The organism is Acinetobacter pseudolwoffii (assembly GCF_002803605.1).
Lineage (GTDB): Bacteria > Pseudomonadota > Gammaproteobacteria > Pseudomonadales > Moraxellaceae > Acinetobacter > Acinetobacter pseudolwoffii.
This window is the reverse complement of record NZ_PHRG01000001.1, coordinates 694,759-715,737: the sequence shown is the minus strand read 5'-3', so window position 1 is coordinate 715,737 and position 20,979 is coordinate 694,759. Positions and strand designations below refer to the sequence as shown.

Annotated in this window: 14 protein-coding genes; 7 read left to right on the top strand and 7 right to left on the bottom strand. The window is 44.2% G+C overall.

Annotated elements, in window-relative coordinates; genetic code table 11:
* The first annotated feature begins 10 nt into the window (after positions 1-10).
* A complete protein-coding gene (gene clpX, locus CWI32_RS03285) occupies positions 11-1,321 on the top strand; it encodes an ATP-dependent protease ATP-binding subunit ClpX (protein WP_005095585.1) in 1,311 nt (436 codons plus the stop codon).
* 170 nt (positions 1,322-1,491) lie between these two features.
* Positions 1,492-2,208, top strand: coding sequence for a DUF2846 domain-containing protein (locus CWI32_RS03280; RefSeq protein ID WP_074384006.1), 717 nt, complete (start codon positions 1,492-1,494; stop codon positions 2,206-2,208).
* Between the two features lie 70 nt (positions 2,209-2,278).
* Here the strand turns inward: CWI32_RS03280 and CWI32_RS03275 are convergent, their stop codons facing one another.
* On the bottom strand, positions 2,279-3,805 hold the full coding sequence (locus tag CWI32_RS03275; protein WP_100534620.1) for a fumarate hydratase: 1,527 nt from the start codon (positions 3,803-3,805) through the stop codon (positions 2,279-2,281).
* Between the two features lie 686 nt (positions 3,806-4,491).
* On the opposite strand from CWI32_RS03275, the gene CWI32_RS03270 reads away from it, so the two are divergent.
* On the top strand, positions 4,492-4,731 hold the full coding sequence (locus CWI32_RS03270; protein WP_005095591.1) for a DUF2171 domain-containing protein: 240 nt from the start codon (positions 4,492-4,494) through the stop codon (positions 4,729-4,731).
* 440 nt (positions 4,732-5,171) lie between these two features.
* On the opposite strand, the gene CWI32_RS15065 is transcribed toward CWI32_RS03270, so the two are convergent.
* From CWI32_RS15065 to CWI32_RS03255, 4 genes are all read right to left on the bottom strand, one after another.
* The gene (locus tag CWI32_RS15065; RefSeq protein WP_157799533.1) at positions 5,172-5,312 is read right to left on the bottom strand and encodes a hypothetical protein; all 141 of its coding nucleotides are present in this window, start codon (positions 5,310-5,312) and stop codon (positions 5,172-5,174) included.
* 227 nt (positions 5,313-5,539) lie between these two features.
* On the bottom strand, positions 5,540-7,678 hold the full coding sequence (gene pta / locus CWI32_RS03265; protein ID WP_100329250.1) for a phosphate acetyltransferase: 2,139 nt from the start codon (positions 7,676-7,678) through the stop codon (positions 5,540-5,542).
* A gap of 54 nt (positions 7,679-7,732) precedes the next feature.
* Positions 7,733-8,953 (bottom strand): acetate/propionate family kinase, encoded by a 1,221-nt coding sequence (locus CWI32_RS03260; protein WP_100534619.1) that lies wholly within the window; start codon positions 8,951-8,953, stop codon positions 7,733-7,735.
* 449 nt (positions 8,954-9,402) lie between these two features.
* On the bottom strand, positions 9,403-10,668 hold the full coding sequence (locus tag CWI32_RS03255; RefSeq protein WP_034609142.1) for a glutamate-5-semialdehyde dehydrogenase: 1,266 nt from the start codon (positions 10,666-10,668) through the stop codon (positions 9,403-9,405).
* Positions 10,669-10,990: 322 nt separating this feature from the next.
* Between CWI32_RS03255 and CWI32_RS03250 the strand changes: the two genes are divergently transcribed.
* Positions 10,991-12,328 carry an alpha/beta fold hydrolase gene (locus CWI32_RS03250; protein ID WP_005172747.1) on the top strand — a complete coding sequence of 446 codons (1,338 nt, stop codon included), beginning with the start codon at positions 10,991-10,993 and terminating at the stop codon, positions 12,326-12,328.
* A 24-nt stretch (positions 12,329-12,352) separates the two neighbouring features.
* On the opposite strand, the gene CWI32_RS03245 is transcribed toward CWI32_RS03250, so the two are convergent.
* A complete protein-coding gene (locus CWI32_RS03245; RefSeq protein WP_100534618.1) occupies positions 12,353-13,219 on the bottom strand; it encodes a class I SAM-dependent methyltransferase in 867 nt (288 codons plus the stop codon).
* Between the two features lie 120 nt (positions 13,220-13,339).
* Positions 13,340-14,362 (bottom strand): beta-N-acetylhexosaminidase, encoded by a 1,023-nt coding sequence (gene nagZ / locus CWI32_RS03240; protein ID WP_100534617.1) that lies wholly within the window; start codon positions 14,360-14,362, stop codon positions 13,340-13,342.
* A gap of 199 nt (positions 14,363-14,561) precedes the next feature.
* Here nagZ and CWI32_RS03235 point away from each other — a divergent pair, with 199 nt between their 5' ends.
* The 3 genes from CWI32_RS03235 (at position 14,562) to CWI32_RS03225 (ending at position 20,938) form a co-directional block, all read left to right on the top strand.
* Positions 14,562-16,748 (top strand): carboxy terminal-processing peptidase, encoded by a 2,187-nt coding sequence (locus tag CWI32_RS03235; protein WP_100534616.1) that lies wholly within the window; start codon positions 14,562-14,564, stop codon positions 16,746-16,748.
* 447 nt (positions 16,749-17,195) lie between these two features.
* Positions 17,196-19,046: a putative bifunctional diguanylate cyclase/phosphodiesterase gene (locus CWI32_RS03230; RefSeq protein ID WP_100534615.1), complete on the top strand. Its 1,851-nt coding sequence runs from the start codon at positions 17,196-17,198 to the stop codon at positions 19,044-19,046.
* A gap of 299 nt (positions 19,047-19,345) precedes the next feature.
* Complete coding sequence (locus CWI32_RS03225; RefSeq protein WP_005095608.1) at positions 19,346-20,938, top strand: peptide chain release factor 3; 1,593 nt, start codon at positions 19,346-19,348, stop codon at positions 20,936-20,938.
* The last annotated feature ends 41 nt before the right edge of the window (positions 20,939-20,979 follow it).

The following is a 20,979-nucleotide window of genomic DNA, read 5'->3' as shown; positions in this document are numbered from 1 at the left end:
TGGAGTAAATATGTCCGAACATCCTCAAGGACAAAAGCATTGTTCATTTTGCGGTAAAACGCAGTCTGAAGTCGGGAAGCTGATTGCAGGCGAGGACGCATACATTTGTAACGAATGTGTGGACGTATGCTTAGATTTGGTTCAAACCAGTCAACAGGTGGAAACCAATGACTGGGCCAATCGTCCTTTGCCGAAACCACAGGAAATCCGTGCGGCCTTGGATCAATATGTCATTGGTCAGGATATCGCAAAAAAGACCTTGTCGGTTGCAGTGTATAACCATTACAAGCGCCTGAAAGTGCAGAATAATGGCAAAAAAGCTGACGATTCAGTTGAACTTTCAAAAAGTAATATCATGCTGGTCGGCCCGACGGGCTCAGGCAAAACCTTGTTGGCACAAACGCTGGCGCGCCTTCTTGATGTACCCTTTGCCATGGCAGATGCAACCACACTGACAGAAGCAGGTTATGTGGGTGAAGATGTAGAAAACATTGTACAGAAGCTTTTGCAAAAAGCCGATTACGATGTCGAGAAAGCACAGAAGGGCATTATCTATATCGACGAGATCGACAAGATTACCCGCAAGTCTGAAAATCCATCGATTACGCGTGATGTATCGGGTGAAGGCGTACAGCAGGCTTTACTGAAAATGATCGAAGGTACGGTTGCATCGATTCCGCCCCAAGGTGGCCGTAAGCACCCGCAGCAAGAATTCATTCAGATTGATACATCCAACATTCTGTTTATCTGTGGTGGTGCATTCTCTGGACTTGAGAAAATTGTGCAGCAGCGTCAGGAAAAAGGTGGCATCGGATTTACCGCAGAAGTGCGTAAAAAAGATGAAACCAAGAAGCTGTCTGATCTGTTCCGTCAAGTTGAAGCAACTGACCTGGTAAAATTTGGTTTGATTCCAGAATTTATTGGTCGTTTGCCGGTGATTGCTACTTTGGATGAGTTAGATGAAGAAGCATTGATGCAGATTCTGACTGAACCGAAGAATGCATTAACCCGTCAGTATCAACATTTGTTTGATATGGAAGACGTGGATCTGGTCTTTGAAGAATCCGCATTACGTGCCGTGGCGAAAAAAGCGGTTGAGCGTAATACTGGCGCGCGTGGTCTACGTTCGATCCTGGAAAATTCATTACTCGAAACCATGTATGACCTGCCAAGCCGTAGCGATGTCGGCACGGTGGTCGTCAATGAAGCGGTGATTAAAGGTGAAGCAGAGCCAGAATATCGTGCCGAGCGTCAACCGCATGAGCAGCAAGAGACAGCGACAAAAATAGATTTAAAAGTGGTGAATAGCAAATCTGCTTAACTGCTATTCATCCGAAACCTGCGAAAACTCCGTGTTTTCGCAGGTTTTTTATTTCCAAAAATAAAGCTGGGTGTTAATCTGATTGACTAGGTGTGGATGCCTAAAACTTATAAAAAATAAATCGCAAAGCACTTGCATATAAAAGAATAAAGACGCAGTGAGGGATAAGCATGCGTGGAGTCGCAATTGTACTCATCAGCAGTTTGGCATTGCTGGGGTGTCATGGTAAGAAAGCCGTAGTTGAGCCTACACAGTCACTCAGCACTCTAAAAAATATTGATCTTGAAAAAAAACCGGGCTTTGTTGAACAGCATCGTATTGGTATGTTTACTATTGGTGGCTGGGTCAATCAAAAGCAGGGCAATCAGTTTCAAACGGTGAAACCACAACATGATCAAGCCGCCATCGTGTATTTATACCGTCCTGATTCCAGATGGAACCGTCAGGAAATTGTCGCTGCCAGCCTGTTTATCAATCAAGAACATATTCCAAGTCTTTTGCATAATCATTATTACTGGATTGAAGTTCCTACAGGAACATATCGTTTAAGTACCAGTCGACCGTTGGGTGCTTTGCATTTTCAGAAGCCTAAATATCTGGATTTTAGTGTGGAAGCAGGACAATCCTATTTTATTAAATATGATGAAGAAAATATCAGCACGCGGCGTAGTGTCTCGGGGCCCTTCATGCTCATGCCGGAAAAGGTCGGTCTGAGTGAAATTGCTTTTACTCAGCTTAAATCTCACAGTTTTAATTTTGTAGCGCAAGATCAGGAAACTGGCCAGATTCGCAAAAAAGCCCAGAAAATTGAACCAACTGTTTATGATCCATCATTAGATGTACAGTTGAAGGCACCTTTTAAACTTTGGGATCCGCGTACTTGGTAATGGAACATTTCCCAGAATAAATATAATAAAAAAGCACCCATAGAGGGTGCTTTTTTATTGCAGTCCAAAATTAGCCTGCAGCAGCGTCCACGACTGGAATCTTGCCAATTTTAGCTTGCCAGATTTTCGGTGCAGTCGCGTGAATAGAAGTACCATTCACATCAACCGCGACAGAAACCGGCATATCTTTCACGACAAACTTGTAAATTGCTTCCATACCCAAGTCAGCAAACGCCACCACTTCAGCTTCACGGATCGCTTTCGATACCAAGTAAGCAGCACCACCGACAGCCATCAGGTAAGTTGCCTGGTTGTCTTTAATGGCTTCAACGGCAGCAGGACCACGGTCTGCTTTACCGATCATGCCGAACATGCCAGTTGCTTCAAGGACTTGACGTGTGAATTTATCCATACGCGTAGCCGTTGTTGGACCAGCAGGGCCTACAACTTCATCACCGACTGGATCGACCGGACCAACGTAGTAGATGAATTTGCCTTTCAGATCAACAGGCAGTTCTTCACCGTTATTCAGCATATCTACCATACGTTTGTGCGCAGCGTCACGACCTGTATAGATAGTACCGTTCAGAAGCAATGTATCACCTGGTTTCCAGGCATTCATTTCTTCTTGTGTGATGTTGTCTAGGTCAACACGCTTAGATGTTGAAGAATCCCAGGTTACTTCAGGATAGTCTTCAAGTTTTGGTGCGATGATGTTGGCAACACCCGTACCATCAAGTGTGAAGTGTGCATGACGAGTCGCAGCACAGTTCGGGATCATACCGACTGGCTTACCCGCAGCATGACATGGATAATCTTTGATTTTAATATCAAGAACAGTGGTTAAACCGCCAAGACCTTGTGCGCCAATACCCAAAGCATTCACTTTTTCGAAGATTTCGATACGAAGTTCTTCAAGTTTAGATTGTGGACCACGACGAAGTAATTCGTCCATGTTGATCTCTTCCATCAATGTTTCTTTGGCAAGCATCATGGCTTTTTCAGCAGTACCACCGATCCCAATCCCTAGCATACCTGGTGGACACCAGCCTGCACCCATCGTTGGAACAGTTTTCAGTACCCAATCTACGATTGAATCAGATGGGTTCAACATTGCGAGTTTAGATTTATTTTCTGAACCGCCACCTTTGGCTGCTACAGTGATATCTACTTTATTACCAGGCACAAGCTTGTGGTAAATCACGGCAGGAGTGTTGTCTTTGGTATTCTTACGACCAAAAGCAGGATCGGCCAGAACTGATGCACGAAGCACGTTGGAGTTTTCTAAATAACCCTGACGTACGCCTTCATTGATTGCATCATCCAGGCCCATGGTTAAATCGAATTTAACATCCATGCCCACTTCAACAAATACGTTGACGATACCGGTATCTTGACAGATTGGGCGGTGGCCTTCTGCACACATGCGTGAGTTAATTAAGATTTGCGCGATCGCATCTTTAGCAGCTTTGTTCTCTTCACGATCATACGCACGGCTCATCGCTTGGATAAAGTCTTGTGGGTGATAGTAAGAAATGAACTGAAGCGCATCTTTAACCGATGTGATCAAGTCATCTTGCTTGATAATAGTTGTCATACAAATATCTCTTGAGCGGGCTGATAGCTAGCGGGCTAAATTATAAGACAAAAGAATCGGGTTGTGGGCATTTTGGGCGAGCATTGGCCGAAAGTTTATAGTTTAAGCAATCTGAAGGACGACTTGAGCAGCTCAGCGGGTCAAATATGACAGTAATCGGTCATATTTAGTGTCATATTTCAGATAAAAAATACGCATAATTTTGCTTATTCCGTATTAAGCGATTGAATTTTATTAATTATTTTAAATTTAATAAAAAACCAGATTGTCATATAACTGTCATAAAACTTTTACATAATGCAGCTATTGAAACGGGAGATCTTAACAATGGTTACAGGTATTTTAATGGCAAGTGGTTTTTGTGTATATATCGCTGCAACTTGGATGTACGGTCAGAAAGAAGATCAAGCCTAAGCTTTATCTTCTTTTTTATTTTAAGACATAAAAAATTAACCTTTCTTCACATCTTCACATCTTCACATCTTCACATCTTCAAATCTTCAAATCCAGTTATAAAAATATTTGAAAACTCAAATTTAAAAAGCATCTCTCCTATAGCTTACTCAAGCCATGTTGACCATTTACATTTTTAACCCAGAAAAACTCAAAGCCTGAAAACCCTTACACATGTGGCATTTTTTATTGCTTAGACTGTTTCTCTCAACTTCTAGAAACAGGCAAGTAGAATGAACAATTTTAATGCAAGTGATATTAAAGAACATGCTTCAGTCATTGCTTCATGTGGTACTCAAGTCGGGAAGGTAGACCATTTAGAAGGTCAGGATTCAATTAAATTAACAAGAAGTGATGATGAAAATAATGAGCATCATCTGATTCCCTTGAGTTGGGTAAGCGAAATCAAAGACGATAGCGTGGTGCTCAATAAAACAGCAGAAGATGTGCGTAAAGAGTGGACCACCTTATAAAAAATTAAAGTCAGTGGACTGAAAAGCAGGGCTGTCTCAGCTTAATTTTTTATGTCACAGACTTTATTAGTAATCGTTGAAAATGCCAGTTCGAAAGACTGGCATTTATTATGCGTAGTTGATTCTTTTTTATTTGGTTTTGCATTCTGCCAGAAATGGATTTTGAGCCTGTATAATGATTTTATCTGAAAATTTCCCTTCATATTCAAAACCATTTTGTATGATTTTTAGCGTTTGAAAACCATATTTTTCCTAGGCACGACTTCCACCTAAATTATGTCCAAAGACTATCAAGCCTAAACTTTTGAGTTGTAATGGCTTAAAGAAAAACTCTTTGACCAACTTGAGCGCTTCACTGCCATAGCCTTGAGCTGTCCAAGTGATTGTTGAGATTGCAATACAAAATTCAGCATGTTGAGCACAAGATTGATTTCTAGAATTCAAAGTTTACCGATCATTTCATCAGGATGGTTTAAACAAATTGTAAAGTCATAACGGGTTGGATCAGCCAAACAGCGCTGAATATGTGCCTGCATATCTTCAAGTGTAAAATGCCATTTCAAGCCGGTCATATAACGCATTTCATCGATTTGCGTGAGCGCTAAAAATGTGAGCAGATTTTCAACTTTCAGTAAGTGTAAGTAGATGCGATTCCATTTAAGATCAGTGCTGATTTGATGCTCTTTGAGAGCATTTTTTATTTTTAGAAACGTAATCGACAGATTATAGAATGTCCGACTTTAGAACAAAAATGATTAAAAAAACCACCCCATCTTGCGAGAGGGTGGTGAGTGCGGAGCTATTAAATTTATTGAGCCTGCTGTTCTGCCTGAATCGCGGTTAAGGCGATGGTAAATACAATATCATCGACCAAAGCACCACGAGACAGGTCATTCACCGGTTTGTTCAAGCCTTGCAGCATTGGCCCAACACTGACTACATTGGCAGCACGTTGCACAGCTTTATAAGTCGTATTACCCGTATTTAAATCCGGGAAAATAAAGACATTGGCACGTCCGGCCACTTGTGAATCTGGTGCTTTTTGACGGCCAACACTTTCAACCGAGGCAGCATCATATTGTAATGGCCCATCAATTAGCAGGTCAGGACGACGTTCTTTGGCAATTCGTGTTGCTTCAGCCACTTTCTCGACATCGGCACCCATACCTGAAGTTCCGGTAGAGTAAGAAATCATGGCAATCCGCGGGTCAATGCCAAAGGCTTTGGCAGAATCTGCCGATTGAATCGCAATCTCGGCCAGCTGCTCTGCATCTGGATCAGGATTAATCGCACAGTCGCCATAAACATAGACTTCATCTGGCAGCAGCATAAAGAACACAGAAGAAACCAATGAATAATCCGGTGCAGTCTTGATCAGCTGAAAGGCAGGACGTACGGTATTGGCCGTGGTATGTACCGCGCCAGAGACCAGACCATCAACCTGATCCAGCGCCAGCATCATGGTGCCGAGCACCACAGTGTCTTGCAACTGTTCACGCGCTTGCAGTTCGTTGAGTTTGCCTTTACGTAGCTCGACCATCTTGTCGATATAGTTGTCACGAATCAGATCCGGATCCAGAATTTCCAGATCTTCAGGCAATTCGATACCACGAGCTTTTGCCACTTCTAAAACAGATTCGGGATTGGCCAATAAAATACATTGTGCAATGCCACGCGACTGACAGATTGCTGCAGCTTGTATCGTACGTGGTTCATCACCTTCAGGTAATACAATACGTTTTTTCGCCGCAATCGATTTTTGTACCAGTTCATGCCGGAAGGCTGAAGGCGAGAGACGTGGCTTATAAGAACCATTCAACATCTGACCGAGCCATTCCGGATTGATGTGACTCGAAACAAAACGCGTGACCTGATCTGCACGTTCCGTATCATCTACTGGAATTTCATTGCTGAGATTTACCAGTTTTTGTGCGGTTTCAAAGGTACTAAGCGGTGTATGTAAAATTGGTAAACCTTGTTTGATGGCGGTCTGGCAAAATTCCAGTACGTGATCATTTGGTTGATGATGTTCAGTTAGCACCAAGCCAGCCAAAGGAATACCATTGCTGCTGGCCAGACTGCTGGCCAATAACACATCAATCCGGTCAGATGCACTGATGATCAATTCACCCGCTACAAATTTATGCAATTCATGTTCAATATTGGCCGAAATCAGGCTGCTGTGCTGGACACGGCGCTGTTTCGCTTCGCCTTCATTAATCCAGTAGGCCTGAATATGTGCCGCCAGATCAGATATACGCGGCACACTTAAAGTTTTACTGAAAGGCACCAGTCCAATTACAGGTAACTTTTCTGAACCAATATGTGGATGGGTTTGCTGGATGGCACGAATAAATTGTGTGGTTTCTTCTGCAAGACGTAAATCCGGATCAAGCGTTACAGGAATCTGTGCAGATTCTTCAGGCAGACCTTTGGTTCGCATCAACAGGATGCCAGACAGGCGGGTTGAACTGGCGCCACCAAAGTTGCGAATCTGGTTTTCAACTTTATCGGCAGTCTGACCTGGCTGCTGGATATTGGCATTGCTGACCACAATCACTTTGGCATCCAAAGCCTGCGCCAGCGAGGCATTCAGATCATCGGCAAAACTGTCCTGAGCATTTGGCAATAGACCTTCGACAATAATCAGGTCATGCTGTCTGGCAATTTGACGATGCAGACGTACCGCTTCTTCCAGCAGTTCATCCTGTTCACCCAGATTAATCTGCTGCAAGACTTTGCTATAACGGATGGGTTCAACAGTTTCACTTTGAGAAATATGACGATACAAAGCCGTAGTACGGTCTTCGACTTCATTCAATTCCTGAGCAAAAGGTTTGAGAAAGCCAGCTTTAACCCCTTGGCATTCCAGTGCATAAATCAGGCCTAAACATGCAGAAGTTAAGCCTACGCCTTCCCCAGTGGGAACCAATAGAATCGTTTTCATAAGTTACGTCAGTCACACAATAATAAAAATCAGTTAAAAAGTGGCCCTGCTTGCTTATGCAAGCGCTACCTCAGCTTCAGACTTTTTTGCGTTTTTTTGCTCCACTTCAAGTTCTACAACGCTATGTACTTCTTGAGCGATACGACCTTCTTCGTCTGTTGGCACTACCCAGATTTGTGGACCTGTACCTGAATCGATACGGCCTTCAGTGCCACGTTTCAGGTCATTATTGGCACTTTTATCCAGGTTGAAGCCGAAGTGGGGCAGATAAGTCATGGTTTTTTCACGGATATAGGCAGAATTTTCGCCAATACCGCCAGTGAAGAACAAGCCATCAATACGTGGCAGACCACAGCTCAGTGCTGCCAGAGATTTGGCTAGACGGTAGCAGAATACTTCAATCGCTAATGCAGCATCTTCATTGCCTTGTTCCGATGCTTCAATCAGGGTACGCATGTCATTCGACAAATCAGACAGACCCAACAGACCGCTCTGGCTATTCAGCATCTTGTCAATTTTATAGATATCCCAACCCAGGTTCTTTGCCAGGAAGCTGTGCAGGCTTGGGTCGACATCGCCACTGCGGGTGCCCATGACAATACCTTCAAGCGGGGTTAAGCCCATTGACGTATCTACACTTTCCCCATTCCACACGGCACAGGTCGAGCTGCCATTACCGAGATGTGCTGTTAACCAGCCGCCTTGTTTCAGGCTACCTGCCAGTTCAGAACCACGGTCTGAAACATAAGCATGGCTGGTGCCGTGGAAACCATAACGACGCACACCATGGGCTGTATATAAGAATTTTGGCAGGGCATAGCGATATGCATGTGCTGGCATGCTTTGATGGAATGCGGTATCAAATACTGCTATTTGCGGTAAGTCTGGGAACAAGCGTTTGGTGGCTTCAATGCCAATCAGATGTGCCGGATTGTGTAAGGGCGCAAGTGGCGTTGCTTCACGAATCTTTTCAATAATTTCATCATTGATCAATTCTGCTTTGGTCAGGCTGCCACCATGTACCACACGGTGACCAATCGCATCTGGGCGATAGTTAGCCAGACGCTCCAAACCAACTTCAAGGGCTTTTTTATGGTCGGCAAAAGGAATATGGATATCAACCGGTTCGTTACCGACAGTCACGCCTTTGATACGAGCATTCTCTGTGCCTAAATTCTCAGCTAAACCATGAATACGGAAGTTCTGTTCCTCAAGAAGTAATGCAAACTTGATTGAAGAAGAGCCACAATTAATAACTAATACTGATTTAGACACGATTGATTACCCGATTTTTAATTAAAATTCTCGTCCATTGACTTGATCCAGTGATCAGCAAAAAGGCACTAAGCTGAATCAATATTGATGTTTTAACATTTGTTTTTTTTCTGTCCTAGATAGACTTTAGCAGATTAGACTTAAGCATTATCGACCAGGCTGACAATAATAACTAAAATTTATCAGTTCATAGTTTTCATTTATAAATAAAATGATGCTGAAAATATAATCAATAAAGCTGCCAAATTCTATTTTCAATGTCGTACTGGAACAGATTGCTTTCAGTTTAGTGCCTAAAACAGCAAATATGACTTATACATACAATTCTATACAGAGATTCATCAATAAAATGACCCAAAGGTTCTGATCCATTTCGGTTTTAATTTTTATATCCATAAAAAATCAGCCTTGCGAACAAAGCTGATTTTTAACGTGATCATCTGAAATAGTTATTGGCGAATCTGACCATCACCAAATACGATCCATTTTTGTGAGGTCAGGCCTTCAAGACCAACCGGACCACGGGCATGAATTTTATCGGTTGAAATTCCGATTTCCGCGCCTAAGCCATATTCAAAACCATCAGCAAAGCGGGTCGAGGCATTGATCATCACCGAACTCGAATCGACACCGGCCAAAAACTCGCGTGCCAGACTGTAATTTTCAGTAATGATCGAATCGGTATGATGTGAGCCATACTGATTAATATGTTCAATCGCTTCTTCTATGCCAGAAACCACTTTGATGGCCAGAATTGGGCCCAGATATTCGGTATACCAGTCTTCTTCAGTGGCCGCAATCACTGCATCAGCAAGAATACGCTGGGTTTCTTTGCAACCACGGAGCTCTACTTTTTTCTCCTGATAAAGTTCTGCGATGCGGGGCAAGAACTCTTCAGCGACTTTTTCATCGACTAGCAAAGTTTCCATGGCATTACACACGCCATAACGATGGGTTTTAGCATTTAAAGCAATGGGTAAGGCTTTTAACAGATCCGCCTGTGCTTCCACATAGATATGGCAATTACCATCCAAATGTTTGATCACCGGGACACGAGCTTCTTCAGTAATGCGCTCGATCAGGCTCTTGCCGCCACGAGGCACAATCACATCGACATATTCGGTCATGGTAATGAGCTGGCCGACTGCAGCACGATCAACGGTATTGATCACTTGTACTGCTGATTCTGGCAGGCCGGAAATTTTCAGCGCATGTTGAATTGCCGCGGCAATCGCCTGATTGGATTCCAGTGCTTCTGAACCGCCACGTAAAATAATCGCATTGCCTGATTTCAGCGCCAGTGAAGCCGCTTCCAGGGTCACGTTGGGACGTGATTCATAAATCATGCCGACCACACCTAAAGGTACACGCATCTTGCCCAGTTGAATGCCAGATGGGCGATAAGCCATATCGCTAATTTCACCAATCGGATCTTTCAGGCCAATCACATCTTTCAGGCCTTCTAACATACCTTTAAAGCGTGCGGGGTTGAGTTCTAAGCGATCAAGCAGGGCACTGTCCAGATTGTTATTATGCGCTTTGGTCATATCTTTCTGGTTGGCAGCCAAAATAGCTGGCTGGCTATTTTCCAAAGCCGTATAAATAGCCGATAGTGCGTTGTTTTTGGTTTGGGTGGACGCACGAGCCAAAATGCGAGAAGCCTGGCGTGCCTGCTGTCCTACCGTTTGCATATATTGTTCAATAGACTCTTGCATAGCGCTTTGATCACTTAGAAATTTCACTTCGATATTAACAGTCTGCTGCCGGACAATGAAGCCCATCTGTTAAAAATCATCCGTTTTCGCGGACTTCTAAACATTTTGAAATTGTTTTCTGTTTAAAAGCAGATAAGTGGTCGCTGAAGCGGTTGCTTGTGAAAAGCCGCTCTGTATAGAATGAAATAAGCGACATTGAAGTCATATATAATTATTAAAGAGCAGGATGCGTGTTCAGGCTCATCGGAATGTGTCTGAAGCATAAGATCTGTTAATCATGACTTGCACAATAAAAATAAGGCAAGGACGGAGGAAAAGGAAAATGAATTCCATTATCCACATGGATGCCCATGTATTGGATTCGCAAAGCCATTATGGTTTTTTTGATCTTTATGATAAGCACAGTTTTAAGCAGCCAGCACGAAGCACCTGGATGGATGGCTGGAAAATCGAATATATGGCGATTGCCCGTCCGGATACCTTGCATCTCAGGCCGATGGTGATCATTGGGGGCGCCTTCCAGAATTTTAATTCCTATAAATATTGTGTCGAACAGCTCTTCGCTGCCGGCCCGATCATTCTGATTGACTTGCCTTCGATGGGAGCCAACCAGCAGATCAGCAATGTGGATACTGGCCTGTCGGCTGGAACTCTGGAGCTTGAAGACCTTGCTGCCATGCTGGGGCAATGGCTGGAGCAGATGCAACTTCCTCAAGTTTCAATTTTAGGCATGTCCTTAGGCTCAGTGGTCGCCTCCTGTCTGGCAGACCAGCGCCCTGAACTGGTGGACCGGATGATCCTGATGGGCGTAATGCAGAAAACCCGCAAAAGCTGGCGCATGCTATTGGAAGAATCCTTGCATCTGATGAAAGAACAGCGTATGGATGAATTTGGTCAGGCGGTCATTTTATATCTGGTCAATCATGCCCGTCTCAAAGAAACCCGCATGTCACCAACAGCAAAGCGCTTATTCTTCAAGCAGATGTCAGAATTCACGGTGACCGAACAAGAGCGTTATGATATTAACTGCAACCGTCTATTGCGTCTGACCCACGTGCCGATTCCACAGTGCAAGGTTCTGGTGGCCTGTGGTCAATATGACAGTTTTACCTTGCCACATGAGAATGCCAATTTTGCCCTGCAATGTCCAAATATGCAGTATGTACAAATTGCCGGTGCTGACCATGTGCCTCAGTTGCAGCGCAGGAAAGAAACTATGCATCTGTTTGCCACCTTCTTGCGTGATGAAGCAGTCGAGCAGTTGCCGGGAATTATTCCGTTTAGCCGTGAACAGATGCAGCAGATTGAACGGCGCGGTGAAGAGCGGATTTGTGTGCAACAGCCACAACGTTATTTGAGTCATCGTCATTCGGATCTGCTGTTGAATGTAGAAATTATCGACATGAATTTCTTTGGAGTATTGCTGGAGTTAGACGCAGGACAGACAGAGTGTGCCGCAGCTTATCCGCGTGATCTGGCCTTGCATCTGGAAGATGAAAACGGCGAGTTCAAGATCGAATGTCTGATCTTTGAACAGGATGAGACTCAAGTGCGGGCCCTGTTTAAACATGGCAGTTTTGAAGTGGCAGAACGTTTATTGGCTTTTGTGCAACAACAGAAAATCCTTCAGCAAGAAGACGCTTTCGATGCAGTGATTTAATCGGGGCTTAATAAAAAAACAGCATCATTTAACGCTGTTTTTTTTCACTGCATGAATCATCCAGACCAGATCACCGAGATGTTCATCCTGCTCCGGTGTCAGATTTTGCTGACGAGGCTCGGCAAAATAACGTTGCGGTTGTTGTACCTCAACCTGATCGAAACCGGCATCTTGAAAAAAGTGCTGTAATTCTTGGGGGGTTTTAAAATGAAAGGTAAAAGCACTGCGTGACATGAATTTAAGCAGACGGCTACAGCTCCAAATAAAATTTGTCAATTTATTTTTGACGGGTTCCGGGTAAATGTCGCTAAGGTAATGCAAGGCTGGAAAATGTCGTGCATTCTCTGCAATACCTTGCAACAGAATACGCAACATGCGTTGATCAAAGTAATTAATCAGCCCCTCATTAATTACCACCAAAGGTTGGTCGGGATCAAACATCTGAAAGATACAGTCCAACTCTTCACTAAAAATATCTGCAGTGAGCACTTCGGGAGCCTGCTGATCAATCTGCTGCAAGGCTTGGGTCTTGATTCTGGCCATGTCGGGAAGATCCAGTTCACGATAATTAATCTCGGGAAATTTTTGTCTGAAATTCCAGCTACGTGGAGACAAACCGCAGGCAATTTCAAGAATATGAAGTTGTGGATGCTGCTCGATCAACTGACACAGATGTTCATCAATCATCTGATGGCGCTGCTTGAGTGTGGTACGCATGCTGCCACCTACAGAGCGTTCTGCCCATACTTCAAGTGGATGTAGCAGTGTGGCCAGAAATTTGCCTTTAGTCGTGGCAAAGACCGGATGTGAGATCCCCATTTGATACCAGATATAGCCGGTATAATGTGCTGTAAAAGAAATATGACGATGCTGCGAAAGTGATTTTGGCATAGGGTTCTGACCTTATTGTTATTTTAGTTGGGTGCTACAGAAGTAACGCCTTTTAACATCATAATAAAAAAGGAACACCTTGTCGTGTCCCTTTTTCATATTGATTGGATTTAAAAAGTTTTAGCTGGATTGCTGTTTAAATGCCAGTATTTCATCACGGATCTCGCGCCATTCTTCACCCAGATCCAGTTCATCACCAATCTGGATGTTCGGGATGTTGCCGCGCATACGTTCTAAACGTTCCTGATTTGGCAACGGCAGGTCGGCAATGCCTTCCAGTGCAATACATTGTGCTGCACGATCATTACAGACCAGCCCCATATCACACCCGGCTTTCAGTGCGGCCTGAATTCGGGCATCGGCACCGCCTGCCACACAGGCGGCCTGCATGCTTAAATCATCCGAGAACAGAACGCCGTCAAAACCGAGTTGCTGACGCAAAACTTTCTGAATCCAGAATTCCGAGAATCCGGCCGGATTGGGATCTACCTGACTATAAATCACATGCGCTGGCATTAAAGCATCGAGTTGCGGCTGTAACTGGATAAAGGTCTGCATGTCTTTTTGCTGAATGTCTTCATAGCTGCGCATATCAATGGCTGCGGCAACATGTGAATCCGCTTTGACTGAACCATGACCCGGGAAATGTTTCCCAGTTGACGCCATTCCTGCACGTTTCATCCCTTTTAAAAATGCGCTGGCCAGTGGAATAATATCTGAAATATTTCTGGCAAAGCTTCGGTCACCAATCACATCACTGATGTCGTTTAAATCCAGCACCGGCGCAAAACTGAAATCAATCCCGACAGCCAGTACTTCAATCGCCATCAGCCAGCCGCATTTTTCGGCCAAATCTAAAGCACGCTGCGAATCATGAGCATACAGTTCGCCAAATTTCCCCATCGCAGGGAGCAGGGTAAAGCCCTGTCTTAAGCGCTGCACACGTCCACCTTCCTGATCGACTGCAATCAAAATATCAGGACGAATCTGGCGCATGTGATCGGTTAAGGCACGGACTTGAGCCGCAGATTCGATGTTACGTCCAAATAAAATGACTCCACCGACTTGCGGCGCACCGAATAGTTCAATATCTTCTTGAGTCAGGGTTGTGCCTGCGATGTCGAGCATCAATGCGCCAATCATATGCGGAATCCGTTTTAGAATTTTTCCGGGAAACAATACCTGATTTCTGCAATGATTTGCTACACTTTGTCAGCACAGAATATGATAAAACTACACGACATAAACATATTAAGTTGTTTAAGATGCTGAATACTTTAAATTCTGGTCGAAAAGCAACACGGTCACATTGGTCTCTAGGCCAAGGAAGTACGAATTATTTATGAAATTTCAAACGATAGCTTGCGCCGTTGCGATTGCGACAGGTGGCTTCTTTTTTACCCATGTCGTGAATGATGCGATTGCAGCCAATAGTGCAGAAGTGGTCAGCAAAGCCATTCAGCCATCTCAGGAACAGGCATTGGTATCACGTCAACTGGCGACGCTGGTGGATCGTCAGCACTATTTGAATATGCGTCTGGATGCCCAGACTTCGCAGCGTATTTTCGATTTCTATATCGATAGTCTGGATCCGGAACATAGCTTATTTCTGGCACCAGAAGTTGAAAATTACAAGAAACGTTATGGGGCCAATTTTGGTGCTCACCTGAAAGCTGGCAATTTGTCGGGTCCTTATGAAATCCATGCGCAATATCGTCAGCGCCTGACCCAGTTTTACACCTATATGTTGAATGAGCTGAAGAAACCACAGAATCTGAATCAGCCAAATGTCTATATCGAAACTGATCGTGAAAAAGCGCCATTCTTTAAAACTGAGGCTGAACAGCGCGCGCACTGGTCAAAAATGCTGGTGTCCCAGCTGATCAATCTGACCATCAGTAAAGAAGAAGAACAGGCCAAACAGAAAGCACTGAAGGCCAATCCAGAACTGGCCAATGGACAAGACCTTACCGGACCTGAAGATCTGACGCCTGCACAAACCTTGACCAAGCGTTATACCCGTCAGCTGGAACGTGTCAGCCGGATCAAGAGTGATGATGTGCTCGACAAGACCTTGAATGCGATGATGCTGACCTATGATCCGCATAGTAATTATTTCCCGCCTGTAGATGCGATGGAGCTGAATCGTCAGACCACTTTGCAGCTCGAAGGGGTCGGGGTCTCGATTCGTCCTGAACGTGGCAATGAAGATTACACCAAGATTGAAACCATTGTCGAAGGTGGTCCTGCGAGTAAATCCGGTCAGGTGAAATCGGGTGATCGCATCATTGGTGTAGCCCAGGATGGCGAACAGATGGTCGATGTGATTGGCTGGCCAAGCAATGAAATTGTCGGTCTGATTCGCGGCAAGCGTGGCACTAAAGTCACTCTACGTTTACTCGGTGCAGGCGCGACCATGGGGCAGGCACGTAACGTGACCATTACCCGTGATGTGATTCAGGAAGAAGATGCCGGTGTGCGTACGCGTGTTGTCGACATTCAGCGCGATGGCAAGAAATATCAATATGGTGTGATTGAAATCCCGTCGTTCTACCTGAACTATCGTGCACGTCGTGCCGGTACAGATTATCGTTCAGTCTCTGAAGATACCAATAAGGCTTTAAAAGAACTGGCGGCCAAAAATGTTGCCGGGATTATTGTCGATTTGCGTAATAACCCGGGTGGCTCACTAGAAGAAGTGGCACGTATGTTGGGGCAGGTGATTAAATCTGGCCCAGTGGTGCAGATTCGTGATGGTAATGGCAATGTTAGCGTCTTTGAAGATGATGATGGCGGTGCACAAACCTATGCGGGTCCTTTGGCGGTAATGATCAATCTGGCTTCTGCATCGGCCAGTGAAATTTACTCTGCCGCGATTCAGGATTATGAGCGCGGGATTGTGATTGGCAGTACCACCACCGGGAAAGGTACAGCGCAAGTGCAACTGGATAGCTTGGCGCATGGTCAGGCAACCCTGACACAGCGTAAATTCTACCGGGTGACCGGTGGCAGTACCCAGAACAAGGGTGTGGTTCCAGACATTAAACTGGTTGATATTTATAACGAAGAGTTTGGTGAGCGTAAGGCTAAAAATGCCTTGCAATGGGATACCATTCCAACCGCGCCATTTAAACGCGAAGGCGCAGTACAAAAATATGTACCAGAGTTGGCTAAACTTTCTCAGCAACGGGTCGCACTGGATTCTCAGTTCAAGTATCTGGAGCAGCGTAAGGCAGTAATGAAAAAAGCTGAAGATGAAAAGCGTCAGGTACTGGATTTACAGCAGCGTAAAGCAGAGCTGATTGCCATGGAGCAAAAAACTCTGGAAGCAGAAAATGCGCGTCGTATTGCTACAGGTCTCAAGCCTTATCCAAACTGGGAAACCTATCAGGCGTCCATGGATGCACTGATTGAAACCCGTGCCAAAATGAAAGCCAAGGAACGTCCGGCTCTGCCTGAAGAAGAAGCTTTTGTAATTGAAGCAGCACATGTGTTATTGGACTATGCCAAATTACAGGCCAAACAGTAACTTTTAAGCATGTCCATTTAAGTATCTAAGGATCTAAAAAAATAGCCTGTTTCGACAGGCTATTTTTTTATGATATCCGGCTATTTAAAAATCAGAATAAATTTTTCATATGAATTGCTAGCTGTCTAAATAAAAAGAAAAAAATTGTGACGGTGGTCGAATAAATAAACTGGAAAAATAGATTTAAACATTTGCTAAAATTTTCAAGACTCATAAGATAGAAGTCATATTTTATGCTGATGCTCATCATGATTTCAGAATCTGTTCTCGACCCTGAATTAAAGAAATATAAATTCTAATTTTATTTAAAACCAGAGGCTTTGCACAGCGACACATGTGCATTGCTTGTCAACTTTACGATTCTGACGGCTTTAAACTTGACCAGGTGGAAATAGAAATACACGTGAGGGGAATAATAACAATGATGACCAATACGGAACATTTTATATGATTCCTATTCAGCATGATATCAGTCTGGTCATCGGATCAACTCTCTTTGCTTTCGTCGCTGGCTATTTTTTGATGCCGATTCAAAAAATATGGTGGCGTGAGTCGCGAAGAAAATTTGCAACACTCATGCTATTTGCAACGGCCGCATTACTGGGGCTGTTGATCTGGTCGATCCATTTCATTGGGATGACAGCAATTCATTTAAGTCATGCCTATCATTTTGATTTCAGCTGGATGTTGCTCTCTTATTTGAGTGTCTTTACGGCTTCTATTTTTACCCTCTGCTTAATGATCCAAAGCATCTGGTCATTTTCCAGAGTGGCTCTCGTGATCGTGGTGATGAGTCTCGGGGTCTCAGCCATGCACTATACAAGTAGTCTTAGGGCCAACTTTGAGAGAACAGAGATTACGCCAATCACAGAATCTTCACATGCGACTTATGATCTGTTGTTCGCGGTTGTGTTAATCAGTGCTCTGTTACTGATTGCCATGATTCGTCTGGTTCTCTCGGAATTGCGCCTGGCATCTCGGAATCGCCAACTGCGATGGGCCAATAAAGAGCTCGAAAATCAAAATATCCAGGATAATCTCACCAAATTACCCAACCGTTTATACCTGGCTGAATACGCAGATATCTTGTTTTCCAAGCAACAACATCAGCAGGAAATTGCCTTTTTATATATTGATCTGGATCGTTTTAAGGCGGTGAATGATGTGTTTGGTCATCAGGTCGGAGACCAGTTGCTGATTCAACTGACTGCGCGTATTCATCAGTTATGGGGTGACCGTTCCAAGCTGCTCAGAATTGGCGGCGATGAGTTCCTGGTGGTGCTGGAAAATACGTCCGTCAGCAAAGCTTCAGAAATGTCAGAGCAGATTCTAAATCTGATTCAGGACAGCTTCCTGATTGATGGCAAAACCATTAATATTTCGGGCAGTATCGGAATCGCGATGTATCCGGAGCATGGCAAGAATCTGCAAGATTTACTGGTGAATGCCGATGCTGCAATGCTCAGTTCTAAATATCAGGGCCGCAATACCTATTCAGTCTTTAATTTTTCTTCTGATCAGCATGAATCCAAGAGCCAGAGCAAGCTGATTAATGATCTGTATAAAGCAGTTGAAGATCAGCAATTTGTACTGTTTTATCAGCCTAAATTTACCAGTGAACGAAAAATTTGTGGGGTAGAAGCCCTGATTCGCTGGCAGCATCCATTACATGGGTTACTGGGTCCCAATATGTTTATTCATGGCGCTGAGAAAACCGGGCTTATTATTCAGATGGGCTATTGGGCACTGGAGCAGGCTTGCAAACAGATCCAACTCTGGGAAAAAAATAATACTGACTTTTTCCCGATTGCCGTGAATTTGTCTGCGGTGCAGTTTGAGCATAAGCATCTATTAGCTAATCTGCAAAACCTGTTTAAACGCTATAAGATCAATCCGCAGCACTTGATGATCGAGATTACTGAATCGACCGCCATGCATTATATCGATGCCAGTATTCGTACCCTTGAACAATTACGTAATATCGGCATCCAGCTGGCGATTGATGATTTTGGAACCGGACATTCCAGCTTCTTATATCTAAAAAATCTGCCCGTGGATGAACTGAAAATTGATAAAGAGTTTATTCAGGATCTTAGCGTCGGCTCTAAAGAAGAAATGATTCTGGAAAGTATTATTCGGCTGGCGATTAAACTGGGTTTAAAAGTGACCGCTGAAGGCGTAGAAACCACGCTGCAAGCAGATATTTTGACTCGACTCGGTTGTCAGCAATTACAAGGTTATTTGCTGGCAAAGCCGATGCCAGTCGAGTCATTGGAAACACAGGATTTCCTGTCTTAATTTGAATTTTTATACGCTACTAATACGGTACTAAAGAGTACGGTGAACCTATATTTAGCATTATTCAGCAGGCCAGTTGAATGACACAAACTCCCATATTTAAGCTTCATAACCGTATTGTTTCCGACTCAATCTGGGCTGAAAAATCCAGCAGTCAGCAAGTGTAGATCTTATAAATACTGTCATTTCCTTCAGCCGTGGGCATACTTATTGGCTTTAGAAATCTGCTACAATATCGCCAATTTTCATATTGATCGTTTTTGATCTTGAGCACTGCGGTTCTGCAGTAGGTATTTTCCATGAGTTTTAAAGATGAGTTAGCGGCGCAGGTCGCTCAGCGACGTACATTCGCCATTATTTCCCACCCCGATGCCGGTAAAACCACCATGACAGAAAAGCTACTGTTATGGGGGCAGGCGATTCAGGTTGCAGGTATGGTGAAAAGCCGTAAGTCTGACCGGGCCGCTACATCGGACTGGATGGAAATGGAAAAAGAACGTGGCATCTCGATCACGACCTCGGTGATGCAGTTCCCGTTCAAAGACAAGATGATCAACCTGCTCGATACTCCGGGACATGAAGATTTCTCGGAAGATACCTATCGTACCTTAACCGCCGTTGACTCGGCATTAATGGTGATTGATGGTGCAAAAGGGGTGGAAGACCGGACCATTAAATTGATGGACGTGTGTCGTATGCGCGATACACCGATCATTTCTTTTGTTAATAAAATGGACCGTGAAATCCGTGAGCCACTGGAGCTTCTGGATGAAATCGAAAACGTTCTGAAAATTAAATGTGTTCCGATCACCTGGCCATTGGGTACGGGGCGTGATTTTGCCGGTGTATTTAATTTAATCGAAGAAAAATTCTACATTTACAAAACCGGTTTTGGTTCAACCATTCCTACAATCGAAATACGTGATGGTTATGACTATCCGGATCTTCGTGAGAAAGTTGGTGAGCTGGCGTGGGCTGCATTTGAAGAATCACTTGAACTGGTGCAAATGGCCAATGAGCCATTGGATCGTGAAGAATTTCTGGCAGGCCGTCAAACGCCGGTCTTGTTCGGTACAGCCTTGGGTAACTTTGGGGTTGACCATGTGCTGGATGCCTTCAGTCAATATGCACCGCCGCCGAAGGCCCATCCTACTCAGGCTCGTGTTGTCGAAGCTGATGAAGAAGGTTTTAGCGGTTTTGTCTTTAAAATTCAGGCCAATATGGACCCGAAACATCGTGACCGTATTGCATTCATGCGAATTTGTTCAGGTAAATATGAAAAAGGCCTGAAAATGAAGCATGTACGTCTGGATAAAGATGTGCGGATTAGTGATGCCTTAACCTTCCTGGCCGGTGACCGCCAGCATCTGGAAGAAGCGTGGCCGGGCGATATTATCGGACTGCATAACCACGGCACCATTCAGATTGGTGATACCTTTACCTCGGGTGAAAAACTACAGTTCACAGGTATTCCGCACTTTGCACCAGAAATGTTCCGCCGTGTACGCTTAAAAGATCCTTTGAAATCGAAACAGTTGCAAAAGGGCCTGAAAGAGTTGTCTGAAGAAGGTGCAACACAGGTATTTATGCCACAGCATAATAATGACCTGATCGTGGGTGCAGTGGGCGTACTTCAGTTTGAAGTGGTGGCGTATCGTTTGAAAGAAGAATATAAAGTTGACTGTGTTTACGAACCCGTGAACATCAATACTGTTCGTTGGGTGTCTTGTGATGACGAGAAAAAATTTAACGAATTTAAGAAAAAAGCCCACGACCAGTTGTCAGTCGATGGCGGTGGTCACTTGACTTATCTTGCGCCAAGCCGAGTGAATTTACAGCTCATGCAAGAACGTTATCCGGACATCGTGTTCCATAATACGCGCGAACACTAAACTTTCAGGTATTCAAATATCGTCTAAAAATATCAAACAGC

Bases quoted from the DNA above. Each gene is read 5' to 3' on its own strand.
- nagZ (WP_100534617.1), bottom strand. From the start codon at position 14,362: ATGATTGGCGCATTGATGCTCGACATCGCAGGCACAACCCTGACTCAA.
- clpX (WP_005095585.1), top strand. From the start codon at position 11: ATGTCCGAACATCCTCAAGGACAAAAGCATTGTTCATTTTGCGGTAAA.
- CWI32_RS03275 (WP_100534620.1), bottom strand. From the start codon at position 3,805: ATGACAACTATTATCAAGCAAGATGACTTGATCACATCGGTTAAAGAT.
- pta (WP_100329250.1), bottom strand. From the start codon at position 7,678: ATGAAAACGATTCTATTGGTTCCCACTGGGGAAGGCGTAGGCTTAACT.
- CWI32_RS03280 (WP_074384006.1), top strand. From the start codon at position 1,492: ATGCGTGGAGTCGCAATTGTACTCATCAGCAGTTTGGCATTGCTGGGG.
- CWI32_RS03250 (WP_005172747.1), top strand. From the start codon at position 10,991: ATGAATTCCATTATCCACATGGATGCCCATGTATTGGATTCGCAAAGC.
- CWI32_RS03225 (WP_005095608.1), top strand. From the start codon at position 19,346: ATGAGTTTTAAAGATGAGTTAGCGGCGCAGGTCGCTCAGCGACGTACA.
- CWI32_RS03230 (WP_100534615.1), top strand. From the start codon at position 17,196: ATGATTCCTATTCAGCATGATATCAGTCTGGTCATCGGATCAACTCTC.
- CWI32_RS03270 (WP_005095591.1), top strand. From the start codon at position 4,492: ATGAACAATTTTAATGCAAGTGATATTAAAGAACATGCTTCAGTCATT.
- CWI32_RS15065 (WP_157799533.1), bottom strand. From the start codon at position 5,312: ATGCGTTATATGACCGGCTTGAAATGGCATTTTACACTTGAAGATATG.
- CWI32_RS03245 (WP_100534618.1), bottom strand. From the start codon at position 13,219: ATGCCAAAATCACTTTCGCAGCATCGTCATATTTCTTTTACAGCACAT.
- CWI32_RS03255 (WP_034609142.1), bottom strand. From the start codon at position 10,668: ATGCAAGAGTCTATTGAACAATATATGCAAACGGTAGGACAGCAGGCA.
- CWI32_RS03235 (WP_100534616.1), top strand. From the start codon at position 14,562: ATGAAATTTCAAACGATAGCTTGCGCCGTTGCGATTGCGACAGGTGGC.